The organism is Aeromonas sp. QDB18, assembly GCF_027705325.1.
Classification (GTDB): Bacteria; Pseudomonadota; Gammaproteobacteria; order Enterobacterales; family Aeromonadaceae; genus Aeromonas; species Aeromonas caviae.
The window spans coordinates 1-17,066 of the sequence record NZ_JAPDBQ010000089.1 but is presented as its reverse complement, the minus strand read 5'-3'; the positions used below and the strand labels follow the sequence as shown (position 1 = coordinate 17,066).

13 protein-coding genes are annotated in these 17,066 nt (G+C 63.8%); 9 read left to right on the top strand and 4 right to left on the bottom strand.

Annotated elements, in window-relative coordinates; genetic code table 11:
• The first annotated feature begins 298 nt into the window (after positions 1-298).
• Complete coding sequence (locus tag OKC30_RS13795) at positions 299-2,188, top strand: methyl-accepting chemotaxis protein (RefSeq protein ID WP_160838559.1); 1,890 nt, start codon at positions 299-301, stop codon at positions 2,186-2,188.
• A gap of 128 nt (positions 2,189-2,316) precedes the next feature.
• Here OKC30_RS13795 and OKC30_RS13790 read toward each other — a convergent pair whose 3' ends face one another.
• Genes OKC30_RS13790 through OKC30_RS13780 form a run of 3 tightly spaced genes read right to left on the bottom strand, consistent with a single transcriptional unit; the run spans position 2,317 to position 4,203 of the window.
• Complete coding sequence (locus OKC30_RS13790; protein ID WP_069652370.1) at positions 2,317-2,760, bottom strand: GNAT family N-acetyltransferase; 444 nt, start codon at positions 2,758-2,760, stop codon at positions 2,317-2,319.
• Positions 2,757-3,278 (bottom strand): lipocalin family protein, encoded by a 522-nt coding sequence (locus OKC30_RS13785; protein ID WP_160838561.1) that lies wholly within the window; start codon positions 3,276-3,278, stop codon positions 2,757-2,759. The genes OKC30_RS13790 and OKC30_RS13785 overlap by 4 nt, the downstream gene beginning before the upstream one ends.
• A gap of 1 nt (position 3,279) precedes the next feature.
• Positions 3,280-4,203: an AraC family transcriptional regulator gene (locus OKC30_RS13780; RefSeq protein WP_160838563.1), complete on the bottom strand. Its 924-nt coding sequence runs from the start codon at positions 4,201-4,203 to the stop codon at positions 3,280-3,282.
• 118 nt (positions 4,204-4,321) lie between these two features.
• Here OKC30_RS13780 and yqhD point away from each other — a divergent pair, with 118 nt between their 5' ends.
• The 5 genes from yqhD to OKC30_RS13755 all read left to right on the top strand — a co-directional run bounded on the left by yqhD (position 4,322) and on the right by OKC30_RS13755 (position 11,344).
• A complete protein-coding gene (gene yqhD / locus OKC30_RS13775) occupies positions 4,322-5,482 on the top strand; it encodes an alcohol dehydrogenase (RefSeq protein WP_128296088.1) in 1,161 nt (386 codons plus the stop codon).
• A gap of 506 nt (positions 5,483-5,988) precedes the next feature.
• Positions 5,989-7,515: a Re/Si-specific NAD(P)(+) transhydrogenase subunit alpha gene (locus OKC30_RS13770; RefSeq protein WP_010675996.1), complete on the top strand. Its 1,527-nt coding sequence runs from the start codon at positions 5,989-5,991 to the stop codon at positions 7,513-7,515.
• An 11-nt stretch (positions 7,516-7,526) separates the two neighbouring features.
• The gene (gene pntB, locus OKC30_RS13765) at positions 7,527-9,011 is read left to right on the top strand and encodes a Re/Si-specific NAD(P)(+) transhydrogenase subunit beta (protein ID WP_010675995.1); all 1,485 of its coding nucleotides are present in this window, start codon (positions 7,527-7,529) and stop codon (positions 9,009-9,011) included.
• Between the two features lie 327 nt (positions 9,012-9,338).
• Positions 9,339-10,010, top strand: a complete 672-nt coding sequence (locus tag OKC30_RS13760) for a helix-turn-helix transcriptional regulator (protein WP_042864779.1) — start codon at positions 9,339-9,341, stop codon at positions 10,008-10,010.
• Positions 10,011-10,036: 26 nt separating this feature from the next.
• Positions 10,037-11,344, top strand: coding sequence for an L-cysteine desulfidase family protein (locus OKC30_RS13755; RefSeq protein ID WP_160838565.1), 1,308 nt, complete (start codon positions 10,037-10,039; stop codon positions 11,342-11,344).
• 72 nt (positions 11,345-11,416) lie between these two features.
• On the opposite strand, the gene OKC30_RS13750 is transcribed toward OKC30_RS13755, so the two are convergent.
• Positions 11,417-12,172, bottom strand: coding sequence for an outer membrane protein assembly factor BamD (locus tag OKC30_RS13750; protein ID WP_039039695.1), 756 nt, complete (start codon positions 12,170-12,172; stop codon positions 11,417-11,419).
• Between the two features lie 116 nt (positions 12,173-12,288).
• On the opposite strand from OKC30_RS13750, the gene rluD reads away from it, so the two are divergent.
• The 3 genes from rluD (at position 12,289) to clpB (ending at position 16,950) form a co-directional block, all read left to right on the top strand.
• Positions 12,289-13,269 carry a 23S rRNA pseudouridine(1911/1915/1917) synthase RluD gene (gene rluD, locus OKC30_RS13745; protein WP_042864780.1) on the top strand — a complete coding sequence of 327 codons (981 nt, stop codon included), beginning with the start codon at positions 12,289-12,291 and terminating at the stop codon, positions 13,267-13,269.
• 119 nt (positions 13,270-13,388) lie between these two features.
• On the top strand, positions 13,389-14,126 hold the full coding sequence (pgeF, locus tag OKC30_RS13740) for a peptidoglycan editing factor PgeF (protein WP_160838567.1): 738 nt from the start codon (positions 13,389-13,391) through the stop codon (positions 14,124-14,126).
• Positions 14,127-14,376: 250 nt separating this feature from the next.
• The gene (clpB, locus tag OKC30_RS13735; protein ID WP_257711943.1) at positions 14,377-16,950 is read left to right on the top strand and encodes an ATP-dependent chaperone ClpB; all 2,574 of its coding nucleotides are present in this window, start codon (positions 14,377-14,379) and stop codon (positions 16,948-16,950) included.
• The last annotated feature ends 116 nt before the right edge of the window (positions 16,951-17,066 follow it).

The window sequence follows — 17,066 nt, the reverse complement described above, 5'->3', positions numbered from 1 at the left end:
TGTTCATAGAAAAACGCCCCAGGCCATCGAGACCCAGGGCGGTGAAGATATCAAAGACCCGTTTTCCGGTAAATCGCTATGCGGCTCCGCTTAAGTGAACAGCATTGCGCCTTAGGGCGGCCTTGTGGTGTCTGCGGGTGTCAGCATGGAATAGTGAACAGTCTGTTGCTGGTAGTGCGTTCTGTTGTTGATAGATGAAAAAATATCAGGATTCACTAAAGACCGTTCATGATTGTGCCGATAGAACTACCAAGATGGGGGTATTCCCGGCCCCCGGCTACCACAAGGATTCGTTGTCATGACTCTCTCGTTGCGCGGCAAGCTGCTCGCGGCCAGCCTGGGGGGAGTGCTGCTGATGGCAGCCCTGCTCGGTATTGTCGCCTTCCACACCCTCAAATCCCGCACCCTTGACGCCATCCAGAGCGAGGCGGTCAACTACGGCCACGCCCACTCGGTGGCCATCGGCAACTGGCTTGAGGATCGCAAGCACGCGGTCGACGCCCTGGCCGCCGTCATTGCGCGCGACCCCGACACGGCCCTGGTGCCCCACCTGTTGCAGACCCGCACCTCCGGCGGTTTCGGCCTCACCTATTTTGGTTCGGCGCAGGGGGAGATGACCCGCCACGATCCCGCCCTCAACACCGCCAACTATGACCCCAGGGCCCGCCCCTGGTACCAGAACGCCGACAAGGCGGGCAAGCTCATCGTCACGCCGCCCTATGTCAGCGTGACCATGCAGCAGATGGTGGTGACCCTGGCCGAGCCGGTGAGCCACCAGGGCCGGGTGATCGGGGTGGCCGGGGCGGATCTCTCCCTCGACGCCCTCATCGACGAGGTGCTGGCCATGAAGGTGCAGGGAGAGGGCTACGCCATGCTGCTCGATCGCACCGGCCTCATCGTCGGCCACCCGAACAAGGAGCTGGCGCTCAAGCAGGTGGCGGAGCTGGATCCCGGCCTCACCGGGGCGGCGCTGGATGCGTGGAGCCGCGACGACGAACTGCACGGCGCCAATCTGAACGGGCGCGAGGTGCTGCTCTCGGTGCAGGGAGTGCCCGGCACCGACTGGCTGCTCGCCATGGTGATGTACAAGGAGGTGCTGGAGGCGCCGCTCGCCTCCCTGCTGTGGCAACTGGTAGGGCTGACCCTGGTGCTGCTGCTGGTGTTCGGTGCCCTGCTCATCGCCATGTTCAACTACCTGTTCGCGGATCTGGGGCGGGTCTCCAGGGCGCTTGCCGACATCGCCCACGGGGAGGGGGATCTCACGGTGCAGATCGCCACCCGCAGCCAGGATGAGGTGAGGCAGCTGGCCCAGAACTTCAACCAGTTCGTGGCGCGACTGCACGGCATCGTCAGCCGGTTGCGGGACGTCACCGTCGAGCTGGCGGCCCAGTCCCGCACCCAGGCGGCGGGGGCCGAGGCCCGCAGCCAGCGGGTGCGCCTGCAGCAGGACGAGATCGTCATGGTGGCGACCGCAGTGACCGAGATGGCTTCCGCCACCCAGGAGATCGCCGGCAACGCCGAGTTTGCCGCCAACACCGCCGGCGATGCGGTGCGCCTCGCGGTGGCCGGCCAGTCCCAGGTCGGCCAGAGCCAGCGCAGCATCACGGGGCTGGCGGGGGAGGTCTCCGACGCCAGCCAGACCATCCACGAGCTGGATGGCCACGCCCAGCAGATCAGCGGCATTCTGGCCACCATCAGCGGCATCGCCGAGCAGACCAACCTGCTGGCCCTGAACGCCGCCATCGAGGCGGCCCGGGCCGGGGAGCAGGGGCGCGGTTTTGCCGTGGTGGCGGACGAGGTGCGGGTGCTGTCGCGCCGCACCCACGACTCCACCGCCGAGATCCAGCAGATGATCGAGGCGCTGCAGCAGACCACCCGCAAGGCGGTGGGCGGCATGGAGACCAGTCGCCAGCTGGCGGGCACCAGCGTGGAGGACGCCGAAGCGGCGAATCTCAGCCTGGGCAGGATCAACGAAGCCATCGGCGCCATCAGCGACATGGCGACCCAGATCGCGGCGGCGGCCGAGGAGCAGACCTCGGTGACCGGCGAGATCAGCCGCAACACCGAGAATATCCGCCACGTCTCCCAGGCGCTGGCGGCCCAGGCTGGCGAAGAGGCCGCCCAGGCGGCCCAGCTCAAGTCTCTCACCGAGCGGCTGGAGCAGGAGATCGGGCGCTTCCGGCTCTAGGCTGCGACCCGGATGTGACAAAGGCGACCCCGGGGTCGCCTTTATTCATCCTGTGTATGGATATTAATTCGTCATGCACCCGCTGAATAATGCCGGGTCCTGGCCCTGCAACGGGCGCAGGCAGAGGCTCAGAGGGGCTTGATGTAGCTGTAGAACTCGTTGTCCCGCTGGTAGCCGTGCCCTTCGTAGAGGGCCTGAGCCTGCCGGTTGTCGGTGGCGGTGCTCAGCATCAGGAAGGCGGCGCCCGTCTCCTGGCCGTGGCGATCGGCCCGCGCCAGCAGCGCCTGGGCCACCCCCTGCTGGCGGGCCGCCGGCGCCACGAACAGATCGTACAGCAGCCAGATGGGTTTCAGGGCGAGGGAGCAGAACAGGGGATAGAGGTGGGCAAATCCCAGCACCTCTCCCGCCTCGCTCTGGGCCACGAAGAGCACCGACTCCCCGGCAGTGCAGCGCTCCAGCAGGAAGGCTTCGGCGGCCTCGGGCCGGGCAGGCAGCCGGTAGAACGCCCGGTATTCCACGAACAGGGGGGTGACCAGGGGAATGTCCCCGGGGGTGGCCTGGAAGATCCTCATGAGGCGTTCCCCGCCGGATCCTGGTTGACCCAGATCAGCCGGTCGGTGGCAAAGCCGAGCCCTCTGGCCCGCTCGACCAGGGCCTCTACCTTCTCTTTGGGGGGATGGGGCGTGCGGGAGAGGATCCAGAGGTACTGGAGGTTGTAACTGCTCACCAGGGAGAGCTCATAGTCCGTCGCCAGCACGTTGTAGCTGCCGTAGAAGGGGCCGAAGAAGCTCACCTTGAGGCGCCCCTCGTCGCTGTCGCCCACGAAGTAGGCGCGCCCCTCGGCCTCGCGCCACTCCCCCTGTTCGTCCTGCCCCCGGTTGATCACCCTGACACCGCCGTCATCCCGCAGGCTGTAGGTGGCGGTGACCCGGTTCAGGCCGCGCTCGAAACCGTGATCGAGGCGGGCCACCTCGTACCAGGTGCCCAGGTAGCGGTCGAGCTGGAAGGGCTTGACCACCTGGTGTCCCGGTGGAATGCCGGTGCAGGCGGTGGCCAGCAGGGTCAGAACGAGCAGGATCAGTGTGCGCATGTCATCCCTCCACGATACGCAGTTGTCCCGAGCGGAAGCGTGCCACGTGTTCGCTCGGGGTGTTGCCAAAGAAGCGTTTGTATTCGCGACTGAACTGGGAGCCGCTCTCGTAGCCTACCTTGTCCGCCGCCACCCCGGCCTTGAGGCCGTCGTGCAGCATCATCAGCCGTGCCCGGTGCAGGCGCAGGGTCTTGATATACTGCAGGGGCGAGGTGGCGGTGGCCGCCTTGAAGTGGTGGTGGAAGGCCGAGACGCTCATGTTTGCCTCCCGGGCCAGCTCCTCCACCGTCAGGTTCTCGGTAAAGCGCTGCTCCATGATACGCAGCACCCGGGCTATCTGGCTCACCTGGCTGTGACGGCTGGCCATGGCCAGCAGGGCGGGGGCCCCCCCTTCGTGCAGGGCGTGGAACAGGATCTCGCGCACGATCTGGGGCCCCAGCACCCGGGCGTGGAGCGGTTTGTCCATCACGTCGATGAGGCGCTCCACCGCGCAGAGCATGGTCTCGGAGAGGGGCACGGAGACGACGCCGCGACCCGGTTCCGCCGGGGCGGGGGCCGCGTCCCCCATCTCCAGCAGCAGGGCCTGCAGCGCCGCCACGTCGATCTCCACCGAGAGCCCCACCAGAGGGGATTCGGGGGAGGCGAAGCACTCGCACTCGCAGGGCAGCGGCAGGGTCATCATCAGGTAGTGCTCGGGGTCGTAGCGGAAGGTGAAGTCCGAGAGATAGCCCACCTTGTGCCCCTGCAGGATGATGATCATGCGCGGGCGGTAGAGCACCGGGATGCGGTCATGATGCTCCGTGGTGTAGATGAGGTGCACGCCGGGCACGGGGGCGGCGGTGATCCCCGGGTGGGGTGCCAGGGCGGCGAGTCGGCTGGCGAGGGCGGACTGGTGGGTCGCCGCGATGGGCTGATTTGTACTCATTTATCCAGGCTCAGTAGAAATAGGCAAGAAATCGGCAGAAAGCTCCCTTGATGGTAGGAGGTTATAAGAGAAAAATGCAACCCATACCTTACCGACTACGACCACCCCGGGAGATCCCATGAACAACTTCATCCTGCACACCCCCACCAAGGTGCTGTTCGGCAAGGGCCAGGTGGCCCAGCTGCGCGGCCAGATCCCCAGCGACGCCCGCATCCTCGTCACCTACGGCGGTGGCAGCGTGGTGCGCAGCGGCTTGCTGGACCAGATCCGCAGCGAGCTGGCCGGCCTGACCCTGTTTGAATTTGGCGGCATCGAGCCCAACCCCACCTATGAAACCCTGATGGGCGCCGTCGAACTGGCCCGCGCCGAGAAGGTCGACTTCCTGCTCGCGGTGGGTGGCGGCTCCGTGCTGGACGGCTCCAAGTTCATCGCCGCGGCCGCTCACTATGATCCGGCCAGGGATCCCTGGCACATCCTCGAGACCGTCGGCGGCGAGGTGGCCTCCGCCATTCCCCTGGGCAGCGTGCTGACCCTGCCGGCCACCGGCTCCGAGATGAACATGGGCGCCGTCATCACCCGCAAGAGCACAGGCGACAAGCAGCACTTCTTCTCGCCCTTCGTGATGCCGCGCTTCGCCGTGCTCGACCCCGTGCTCACCTACACCCTGCCCGCCCGTCAGGTGGCCAATGGGGTGGTGGATGCCTTCATCCATACCCTGGAGCAGTACCTCACCTACCCGGTGGATGCCAAGGTGCAGGATCGCTTTGCAGAAGGGCTGCTGCTGACCCTGGCGGAAGAGGGGCCCAAGGCGCTGGTGGAGCCGGAAAACTACGACGTGCGTGCCAACATCATGTGGAGCGCCACCCTGGCACTGAACGGCCTGATCGGAGCCGGCGTGCCCCAGGACTGGGCCACCCACATGCTGGGCCACGAGATCACCGCCCTGCACGGTCTGGACCACGCCCAGACCCTGGCGGTGGTGCTGCCCGCCCTGCTGCAGGCCAAGCGCGAGCAGAAGCGCGCCAAGCTGCTGCAATACGCCGAGCGGGTCTGGGATCTGCGCAGCGGCAGTGACGAGGAGCGTATCGACGGTGCCATCGCCGCCACCCGCGACTTCTTCGAGCGGATGGGGATCAAGACCCGGCTGCGGGATTACGTGGCCGACGCCCGGATCGACGCCCTGCTGGCCAAGCTCGAAGAGCACGGCATGACCGCCCTGGGTGAGCACGGCGACATCGACCTGGCCCAGAGCCGGCATATTTATGAGGCGGCCTGGTAAGCAGAGCGCGCCTGAAGCGGGCCGCAGGCCCGGTTGCACCAGGGGGCCCGAACCCGCCAGCAGGCGGGGACGCGGCCCCCTTATCGTTGCAAAATGGTTACTTTTTCCCTTTTCATCTCATCAGATGAGCCAACGGCAGATTTCGTAAGAACAAAAAACGCTAAGGTAGAGGCCGGGTTAAACATTTTTTTTGACTGGTTGGATCACTTTTTTTAGCGCTTTTTGCTGGTATAAGCCCCTAATTTGGTTTGTTTTTTTTAATCATGGTCCGGGATGGGCTGAATTCTGTACCCGCCCGCCCGGGGCCGTGGTTGTAATAAAACTCCAAAATTTGATACTAATCACCCTCGCGCCTGAAAAGCGGGGGCCTGACCGTGACAGGAGGTCGAGGTGAAGCCTGCTGATTTTCATAACAAAGGGCCCGTGACCTGCACTTTGATCATGCCTTGTCCCCTCAGACATGAGAGACTTGGCGATGATTGTTTATTAACCATCAGGGAATAGTCATGCAGATTGGAATACCGAGAGAGAGTCTCGCCGGTGAGACCCGGGTCGCAGCGACCCCGGCCACTGTCGAGCAGCTGAAAAAGCTCGGCTTCGAGGTTGCCATCGAGGCCGGTGCCGGCCTGCGAGCCAGCTTCGATGATGCCGCCTTCGAGGCTGCCGGTGCCAGCGTGGTACCGAACGTCTGGCAAGCCGACCTTGTCTTCAAGGTCAACGCGCCGACCGAGGCCGAAATCGCACAAATTAAGGATGGTGCCACCCTGGTGAGCTTCATCTGGCCCGCCCAGAACCCCGAGCTGGTCAAGAAGCTTTCCGAGCGCAACATCAATGTGATGGCGATGGACATGGTGCCGCGGATCTCCCGTGCCCAGTCCCTCGACGCCCTCTCTTCCATGGCCAACATCGGTGGCTATCGCGCCGTCGTGGAAGCCGCGCACCAGTTCGGTCGCTTCTTCACCGGCCAGATCACCGCCGCCGGTAAAGTACCGCCCGCCAAGGTGCTGGTCATCGGTGCCGGTGTGGCCGGTCTGGCCGCCATCGGGACCGCCGGTTCCCTCGGTGCCATCGTGCGTGCCTTCGATACCCGTCTGGAAGTGGCCGAGCAGATCGAGTCCATGGGTGGGGAATTCCTCAAGCTGGACTTCGGCGGCGAAGATGGCGCTTCCAGCGACGGTTACGCCAAGGTGATGAGCGAAGAGTTCATCAAGGCCGAGATGGAGCTGTTCGCCCAGCAGGCCAAGGAAGTGGACATCATCATCACTACCGCCCTGATCCCGGGCAAGCCGGCACCCAAGCTCATCACCAAGGAAATGGTGGACAGCATGAAGCCGGGCTCCGTCATCGTGGACATGGCGGCCCAGGCCGGCGGCAACTGCGAATACACGGTACCGGGTGAACTGCATGTCACCGACAACGGCGTCAAGGTGATCGGTTACACCGATCTGCCGGGCCGCCTGCCTGCCCAATCCTCCCAGCTCTACGGCACCAACCTGGTGAACCTGATGAAGCTGATGTGCAAGGAGAAGGACGGCAACGTCGCCATCGACTTCGAAGACGTGGTGCAGCGCAACATGACGGTGGTCCAGGCCGGTGAAGTGACCTTCCCGCCCCCCGCCATCTCCGTTTCTGCCGCCCCGCAGAAACCTGCTGCCGCCAAACCGGCCGCCAAGAAGGAAGAGGCCAAGCCCTCCAACAAGAAGTTCGTGTTCGGTGCCCTCGGCATCGCCGCCTTCGGTTGGGTGGCCGCTGTGGCGCCTGCCGCCTTCCTCTCCCACTTCACTGTCTTCATCCTGGCCTGCGTGGTCGGTTACTACGTGGTGTGGAACGTCTCTCACGCCCTGCACACGCCGCTGATGTCGGTCACCAATGCCATCTCCGGCATCATCGTGGTCGGTGCGCTGTTGCAGATTGGACAAGGGTCGACCCTGGTCACCGTGCTGGCCTTTGTCGCCGTGCTGATTGCCAGTATCAACATCTTCGGTGGCTTCACCGTCACTCAGCGCATGCTGAAGATGTTCCGTAAGGATTAAGGGGGTTTAACGTGTCTCAAGGACTGGTAACAGCATCCTATATCGTTGCCGCCGTGCTCTTCATCCTCAGTCTCGCGGGACTGTCGAAGCAAGAAACGGCCAAGCATGGCAACCTGTTCGGTATCGCGGGGATGGCCATCGCCCTGCTCGCCACCGTCTTCAACCCGGAAACCAGTGGCGTCCACTGGATCATCCTGGCCATGGCCATCGGTGGCGCCATCGGCGTGCGTCTGGCCCTCAAGGTCGAGATGACCGAGATGCCCGAGCTGGTGGCCGTACTGCACAGCTTCGTGGGCATGGCAGCGGTGCTGGTGGGCTTCAACAGCTTCATCGATCTGCACCCCTCCGCCCCCGCTGAAGTGGTGGTCTCCGTCGGTTCCAACCTGGATGCGACCCTGGCAGCCGCCCGGGCGGCGTTCGAGCAGGCAGCAAGCGTCGCCCAGGTCGAGCACCTCTCCGGCGCCATGCTGAACATCCACCTGGTGGAAGTGTTCCTGGGCGTCTTCATCGGTGCCGTGACCTTCACCGGTTCCGTGGTGGCGTTCGGCAAGCTGCGTGGCCTCATCTCTTCCAAGCCGCTGATGCTGCCGCACCGCCACAAGCTGAACCTGCTGGCCGTGGTGGTCTCCATCGCGCTGATGATCCACTTCGTCAACGCCGGTGGCTCCACCTTCGCTCTGCTGGTGATGACCCTGATCGCCTTCGCCTTCGGCTGGCACCTGGTCGCCTCCATCGGTGGCGCGGACATGCCGGTGGTGGTCTCCATGCTGAACTCCTACTCCGGTTGGGCGGCGGCGGCGGCGGGCTTCATGCTTTCCAATGACCTGCTGATCGTCACCGGTGCCCTGGTGGGTTCCTCCGGTGCCATCCTCTCCTACATCATGTGCAAGGCGATGAACCGCTCCTTCATCTCCGTGATCGCCGGTGGCTTCGGCTCCGACGGCGTGGCCTCCACCGCCGAGCAGGAGCTGGGCGAATACCGCGAGACCAACGCCGAAGACGTGGCCGACATGCTGAAAAACGCCAGCTCCGTTATCATCACCCCGGGCTACGGCATGGCGGTGGCGCAGGCCCAGTACCCGGTGGCCGAGATCACCCAGAAGCTGCGTGATCGCGGCGTCAAGGTGCGCTTCGGCATCCACCCGGTGGCCGGTCGTCTGCCTGGTCACATGAACGTGCTGCTGGCGGAAGCGAAAGTCCCCTATGACATCGTGCTGGAAATGGACGAGATCAACGATGACTTCGCCGACACCGACGTGGTGCTGGTGATCGGTGCCAACGACACCGTCAACCCGGCCGCCATGGAAGATCCGGGCAGCCCCATCGCCGGCATGCCGGTGCTGGAAGTGTGGAAGGCGCAGAATGTCATCGGCTTCAAGCGCTCCATGAACACTGGCTACGCCGGTGTCCAGAACCCGCTGTTCTTCAAGGAGAACACCCAGATGCTGTTTGGCGATGCCAAGGCCAGCGTCGAGGCCATCCTGAAGGCGCTGTAAGCGTTGACCGGATGAGACAAAAAGGGGGCTTCGGCCCCCTTTTTCTATGACCAGAGTGGGTGACCGTGGCAGGGAACAGACAGGCGGTGGTGCCTGCCTGTCCGGACTGACTGGCGAGCCCTGGCTCAATTAAAGTTGAGCAAAAGCACCAAAAAACCACCTTGAAGGCCTCTCATGAGGCCTTTTTGTCATTTCAGTCGTGATTTTGCTCACATTTTGTGGTGTTGTCTCACCAGTCGGGCATAATGCCGGCGCAAAAAGCGGGTTTGCTCAATTTTATTTGAGTCCGCTGTGAATATCCTTACCCAACGTTGACCGGATGACCCCATGATCGAGGTAGCCCCCTTGCGCGACGCCAGCACACTGACCGATGAAGAGCGCCATCTGATTGCCAGCTTCGAGCCTGCGGTGGCGGCGCTGTCCGCCCTGTTTGGCCCGGGCTGCGAGGTGGTGCTGCACGCCTTTGACAGCCTGCACGCCTCCGTCATCAAGATTGCCAACGGCCACATTACCGGCCGCCAGGAGGGAGCGCCGGTCACCGACTTCGCGCTCGACAAGTTGCACAGTGCCGCCGGCAGCCAGTGGAGCAGCTATTTCTCCCGCACCCGGGAGGGCTCCCTGCTGAAGTCCTCGTCCATCACCATCAGCAACCGCGAGGGCAAACCCATCGGTATGCTGTGCGTGAATTTCAGTCTGGACACGCCCCTTGGCAGCCTGCTCGACACCTTTGCCCCGCCCGCAGTGCCCCCTGCCCACGGCACCGAAACCTTCGCCAGCTCGGTGGATGATCTGGTGGCGCAGGTGATCGCCAAGGTGGACAGGGATCCCGGGCTGGGCAGCAGCGTGCGCAACAAGGCGATCGTGCACCGGCTTTACGACATGGGCATCTTCGAGATCAAGGATGCCGCCCAACTGGTGGCCGAGCTGCTCGGCATCTCCCGCCATACCGTTTACCTGCATATCCGCAATCACAAGGCGGAACTGGCCGAACAACAATGACGAGCCCGCATGCGGGCGCCATGAACATGAGACACATCGCAATGAACGCACAATGGACCGACTTTATTACCCTGCTCAAGCGTGAAGTGGTGCCGGCCCTCGGCTGCACCGAGCCCATGTCGGTCGCCCTGGCGGCGGCCAACTGCCGCAAGCTGCTGGGCCAGGTACCGACCCGCACCCGCGTCTGGGTCAGCGGCAATCTGTTCAAGAACGGCATGGGGGTCGGTGTGCCCGGCACCGGCATGATCGGCCTGCCGGTGGCCGCCGCCGTCGGCATCACCGGTGGCAACCCGGATGCCGGGCTGGAGGTGCTCAAGAGCCTCACGCCGGATCAGGTCGAGGCGGCCAAGGGGCTGCTGCCCACCATAGAGGTGGATGTGAAGGATGTGCCCGACGTGCTCTACGCCGAGGTGCTGGCCGAAGTGGAGGGGCACAGCGCCCGGGTGGTGATCTGTACCGACCATACCCGCATCGTGCTGATGGAGAAGGATGGCGAGGTGCTGATGGTGCAGGACAGCGCCCCCGGGGTGCAGATCCAGCCCGCCAAGGCCGACAAGCCCGCCATGACCCTGAAGGAGATCGTGGCCTTCGCCCTGGAGGTGCCGCTGGTCGAGATCGACTTCATCCGCGAGGCGGCCACCATGAACCAGGCGCTGGCGGACGAAGGGCTGCAGGGCTATGGCCTGCGCATCGGCAAGATCCTCACCGATCAGGTGGAGCGCAAGCTGCTCTCCGACGACCTGATGACCCTGGCCATGCGCCTGTCGTCTGCCGCCTCCGATGCGCGGATGGATGGCGCCATGCTGCCCGCCATGTCCAATTCCGGTTCCGGCAACCAGGGCATTGCCGCCACCATGCCGGTGGTCGCCGCCGCCCGCTTCCTCAAGGCCGATGACGAGCAGCTGGCCCGTGCCCTGGTGATGAGCCACCTGGTGGCCATCTACATCAAGGCCTACCAGAACAAGCTCTCCGCCCTGTGTGCCGCCAGTACCGCCGCCATGGGATCGGGGGCCGCCATCACCTGGCTGCTGGGGGGCCAGTTCGAGCAGATCAGCCACTGCATCAACAACATGATTGGGGATGTTTCCGGCATCATCTGCGACGGCGCCGGCAGCGCCTGCTCCATGAAGGTCTCGACCTCCACCTCGGCGGCGGTGAAATCCTCGCTGATGGCCATCAACAACCTGCGCGTGCCCCAGAGCGAGGGGATCGTCTCGGACGATGTGGATCAGACCATCGCCAACCTGGGTCGTCTCTCCAAGGAGGGGATGCTGGATACCGACATCGAGATCATCAACATCATGCGGGCCAAGCAGCAGGGTAAGCACCAGTGACCCCGGAGTGCCGCCGTCGGCCATAAAAAAACCGGAGCCAGTGGCTCCGGTTTTTCATTGTCCGTTCGCTACTCAGCCGCGACCGAGACGGTTGTCCGGGTAGTTCTTGGCCAGCACTTCTCGGGCATGCTGGGCCAGGGTCGGCATCTTCAGGGTATCATAGGCGTTGACCATGATTTCCAGTGCCTTCTCGGTTTCCACCGTGTCGGGATAGGTCTCGACGATCAGCTTGGCGCGGTTGGCGGCGGCGATCAGGGCGTCACGCTTGACGTAGTACTCGGCTACCCCTAGGTCATAGCGGGCAAGACGGTTCTTCAGGCCGATCATGCGGGCACGGGCATCGGCTGCATAGCTGCTGTTGGGGTAATTCTGCAGCAGGGTCTTGAAGTCCTGGAAGGCCTGACGGGCGTAGGAGGGGTCCTTGTCATCCCGATTGATGCCGAGGAAATCCTGGAAGAAGTTGTAATCCGCCGCCATGTTGGTCAGGCCGCGCATATAGAAGACGTAATCGATGTTCTTGTGCGCCGGGTTCAGGCGGATGAAACGGTCGATGTTGGCGATCGCCTGGGCGGTATCATCCTGCTTGTAGTAGGCATAGATGAGATCGAGCTGAACCTGGTTGGAGTAGGCACCGAACGGGTAACGAGAGTCCAGCGCTTCCAGCAGTTCGATGGCATTGAGGTAGTTGCCGGTATCCAGTTTGATGCGGGCTTTCTGGTACAGAACTTCCGGCGGTTCGTCGGGAACCTTGGGTTTGGTGCTGGAACAGCCAGTGATCAGGGTAGCGACCAAGGCGAGCGACATCAGCAGGTGAGACTTCTTTCCCATCAACAACATCCGGTCCATTTCCACGAAATTGGCAAAGTATCCGTTATGCTTGGCTAAAAGAAAAGCTAGAATACCCGGATTATTTCGAATTGATACCCCCGCTCAAGAGACCATACATGAGCCAGCATATTGAACTGACAGGCGAATTTCAGGATCACCAATTCGGGCAACGACTCGACCAGGCCCTGGCCGAATTGTTTCCCGACTACTCCCGGACCCGCATCAAGGAGTGGATTTTACAGGACAGAGTGACCCTGGACGGTCAGGTTGCCAATACCCCGCGCGAGAAAGTGGTGGCCGGGCAGCAGGTACATGTGAATGTGGAACTGGCAGACGACACCCGCTGGGATGCCCAGAACATCGAGCTGAACATTGTCTATGAAGATGAACACATCCTGGTGATCGACAAGCCGGCCGGCCTGGTGGTTCACCCGGGCGCCGGTACGCCGGACGGCACCGTGCTCAACGCCCTGCTGCACCGCTACCCCGGCATCGCCGAGGTCCCCCGTGCCGGTATCGTGCACCGTCTGGACAAAGACACCACGGGGTTGATGGTGGTGGCCAAGACCATTCCCGCCCAGACCCACCTAGTGGAAGCCCTGCAGGCACGCCAGATCACCCGTGAGTACGAGGCGATTGCCATCGGTCACATGACCGCCGGCGGCACCGTCGATGCCCCCATCGGTCGTCACCCGACCCAGCGTACCCACATGGCCGTGGTGCCCAACGGGCGCGAGTCCGTCACCCACTACCGGGTGCACGAGAAGTTCCGTGGTCACACCCGTCTGCGGTTGCGGCTGGAGACCGGCCGTACCCACCAGATCCGTGTCCACATGGCCCACATCAAGCATCCGCTGGTGGGGGATCCCGCCTACGGCGGTCGTCTGCGTCTGCTGCGCAACGCCACCCCCGAACTGACGGAGGCCCTGCGCGCTTTCCACCGTCAGGCGCTGCACGCCACCATGCTGAAGCTGGCGCACCCCATCACGGGTGAAGTGATGGAGTGGCACTCCCCCACGCCGCAGGACATGGTGGCGCTGATGGAAGTGCTGCGGGCGGATACCCTGGCCAATCCTGACGATCTGGTCTGGAACTGATCCCGAGGGCGGCCTTGCGACGATTCCTGCCGTAACCGGCCCTCCATGATCTGATGCGGGGCCCCTTGACTGGTTGCAGCCAAGGGGCCCCGTTTTCATATGAACGAAAGGAGCCACAGATGAACTGGATCGCACCCGACTGGCCTGCACCGGGCAATGTCAGGGCTCTCTCGACCACCCGGGACGGCGGCATCAGCGAAGGGGTCTTTGCTGGTCTGAACCTCGGGGCCCATGTGGGCGATGCACCGGCCAGGGTCGAGGTCAACCGCGCCCGACTGCAGCAGGTGGCGGGGATCCCCGGCACTCTCAACTGGCTCAACCAGGTACATGGCATCGCCGTCCATCCGGTGAGCGACCGTTATGAGCGCGTACCGGATGCCGATGCCGCCTGTGCGCATGAGGCGGGGCAGGCCTGCATCGTGATGACTGCCGACTGCCTGCCGGTGCTGTTCTGCGATCGGGCAGGCACCGTAGTGGCGGCGGCCCATGCCGGCTGGCGCGGACTGCAGGGGGGCGTATTGGAGGCAAGCATCGCCGCCATGGGCTGCGAGCCTGGCGAGATCCTGGCCTGGCTGGGCCCGGCCATCGGTCCCGCCGCGTTCGAAGTGGGTGGCGAGGTGCGCGATGCCTTCATGGCGGAGCAGGCCGAGGCGGCGGCTGCGTTCGCCCCTTCGTCCAACGAGGGGAAATGGCTGGCGGATATCTATCAGCTGGCCCGACTGCGCCTCGCCCGCGCCGGCGTCACCGCCATCTATGGCGGCGAATACTGCACCTTCAGCGACAGCGAGCGCTTCTACTCCTATCGCCGCGACGGGCAGACGGGTCGCATGGCCTCCCTTGTGTGGCTGGAAAAATAGCCGAAGAGGCGCTCGCGAGTGGCCGCAAGCGCCTCTTCACTCCCTGGTGATGGTCCTTTGGCGGCCATGTCTTGCTGCCGAGCAGGCTCAGGGTACAGGCTGCCATTGCGAGGTCGTTTTCCCTCGGTCATTGCTATTGAGGAAAAAATAAACAGCTACCCCTTGAAATTGCCCTTCAAGACCACATCTTCCTTGTCAGAAAGCGATGTTGTTGCCGCGCATGCGGCGTCTGTCTTGAAGGGGGAGTGCAATGCGCCTCGATCGCCTGACCAGCAAATTCCAGATTGCCATTTCCGATGCCCAGTCTCTTGCACTGGGTCGTGACCACCAATTCATTGAACCCGTCCATCTGATGAGCGCCTTGCTCAATCAGGACGGCGGATCCATTCGTCCGCTGCTCACCCTGACCGGGCTCGACATCAATACCCTGCGCTCGCGCCTCGGCGAGGAGCTGGACCGCCTGCCCCGCGTCAGCGGTGTGGAAGGGGACGTCCAGCTCTCCAACGGCCTCGGCCGGTTGCTCAACGTCTGCGACAAGCTGGCCCAGCAGCGCAAGGATCAGTTCATCTCGTCCGAACTCTTCGTGCTGGCGGCCCTCGACGAGAAGGGGACCCTGGGCGAGCTGCTGCGCGCCCAGGGGCTGACCAAGGAGAAACTGGAAGCGGCCATCGACAAGGTGCGCGGCGGCAAGAAGGTGGACGACGCCAACGCCGAGGAGAACCGCCAGGCGCTGGAGAAGTACACCATCGATCTCACCGAGCGGGCCGAACTCGGCAAGCTCGACCCGGTGATCGGCCGGGATGACGAAATTCGCCGCACCATCCAGGTGCTGCAACGCCGCACCAAGAACAACCCGGTGCTGATCGGCGCACCCGGCGTCGGCAAGACCGCCATCGTCGAGGGGCTGGCCCAGCGCATCATCAATGGCGAAGTGCCGGAAGGGCTCAAGAACAAGCGGGTGCTCTCCCTGGACATGGGGGCCCTGGTGGCCGGAGCCAAGTATCGCGGCGAGTTCGAGGAGCGGCTCAAAGCGGTTCTGAACGATCTGGCCAAGGAGGAGGGCAGCGTCATCCTCTTCGTGGACGAGCTGCACACCATGGTCGGTGCCGGCAAGGGCGAGGGTGCCATGGATGCGGGCAACATGCTCAAGCCCGCCCTGGCCCGCGGCGAGCTGCACTGCGTCGGGGCCACCACCCTCGATGAGTACAGGCAGTACGTGGAGAAGGATGCCGCGCTGGAGCGCCGTTTCCAGAAGGTGCTGGTGGAGGAGCCCTCGGTGGAGGACACCATCGCCATCCTGCGTGGCCTGAAGGAGCGCTACGAGCTGCACCACCATGTGCAGATCACCGACCCCGCCATCGTCGCGGCGGCCCAGCTCTCCCACCGCTACATCGCGGATCGCCAGCTGCCTGACAAGGCCATCGACCTCATCGACGAGGCGGCGGCCAGCATCCGGCTGCAGATCGACTCCAAGCCCGAGTCCCTCGATCGCCTCGAGCGGCGCATCATCCAGCTCAAGCTCGAGCAGCAGGCCCTGATGAAGGAAGATGACGACGCCAGCCGCAAGCGCCTCGACCTGCTCAACCACGAGCTGGGCGAGAAGGAGCGGGAGTACAACGAGCTGGAGGAGGTGTGGAAGGCCGAGAAGGCCGCCCTCGCCGGCACCCAGCACATCAAGGCAGCGCTGGAGCAGGCTCGTCAGGACCTCGACGTGGCGCGCCGCGCAGGGGACTTGGGCCGCATGTCCGAGCTGCAGTACGGCCGCATTCCCGAGCTGGAGAAACAGCTGGATCTCGCCACTCAGGCGGAGATGCAGGAGACCAGCCTGCTGCGCAACCGGGTCACCGACGTGGAGATTGCAGACGTGCTGGCGCGCTGGACCGGCATTCCGGTCGCCCGCATGCTGGAAGGGGAGCGAGAGAAGCTGCTGCGGATGGAAGATCAGCTGCATAGCCGGGTGATCGGTCAGGAGGAGGCGGTGGACGCCGTCTCCAACGCCATCCGCCGCTCCCGCGCCGGGCTGTCCGACCCGAACCGTCCCATCGGCTCCTTCCTGTTCCTCGGCCCCACCGGGGTGGGCAAGACCGAGCTGTGCAAGGCGCTGGCCGAGTTCCTGTTCGATACCCAGGACGCCATGGTGCGCATCGACATGTCGGAGTTCATGGAGAAGCACAGCGTGGCCCGTCTGGTGGGGGCGCCTCCCGGATACGTGGGTTACGAGGAGGGGGGCTATCTCACCGAGGCGGTGCGCCGTCGCCCCTACTCGGTGATCCTGCTGGACGAGGTGGAGAAGGCTCATCCGGATGTGTTCAACATCCTGCTGCAGGTGCTGGATGATGGCCGCCTGACCGACGGTCAGGGGCGTACCGTGGACTTCCGCAACACGGTCGTCATCATGACCTCCAACCTCGGGTCGGATCTCATCCAGGAGCACCACTCCGAGAAGGATTACGACGAGATGAAGACCATGCTGATGGAGGTGCTGACCCGCAGCTTCCGGCCGGAGTTCATCAACCGGATCGACGAGACCGTGGTGTTCCACCCGCTCGGTGAGGAGCACATCAAGTCCATCGCCCGCATCCAGCTCAAGAGCCTGATGAGCCGTCTGGAGTCCCAGGGCTTCGAGGTGGAGGTGAGCGAGGAGCTGCTGACCAAGCTGGTCCACGCCGGGTTCGATCCCGTCTACGGGGCGCGCCCCCTCAAGCGGGCGATCCAGCAGAAGGTGGAGAACCCGCTGGCCCAGGCCCTGCTCAGCGGTCGGGTCATCCCGGGCAAGACACTGCGGCTGGGGGCCGACAGCAACGGCCTCACCATGACCCAGTAATGGGATTGTCGATGAAAAACGCAGGCCTCGTGCCTGCGTTTTTTTTAGGTTCATCGCGGCTTTCCGGGGAAGGCCGCCTTGATTTTCAGAAAAAAGTATTCTGAGTCCCTAAATCC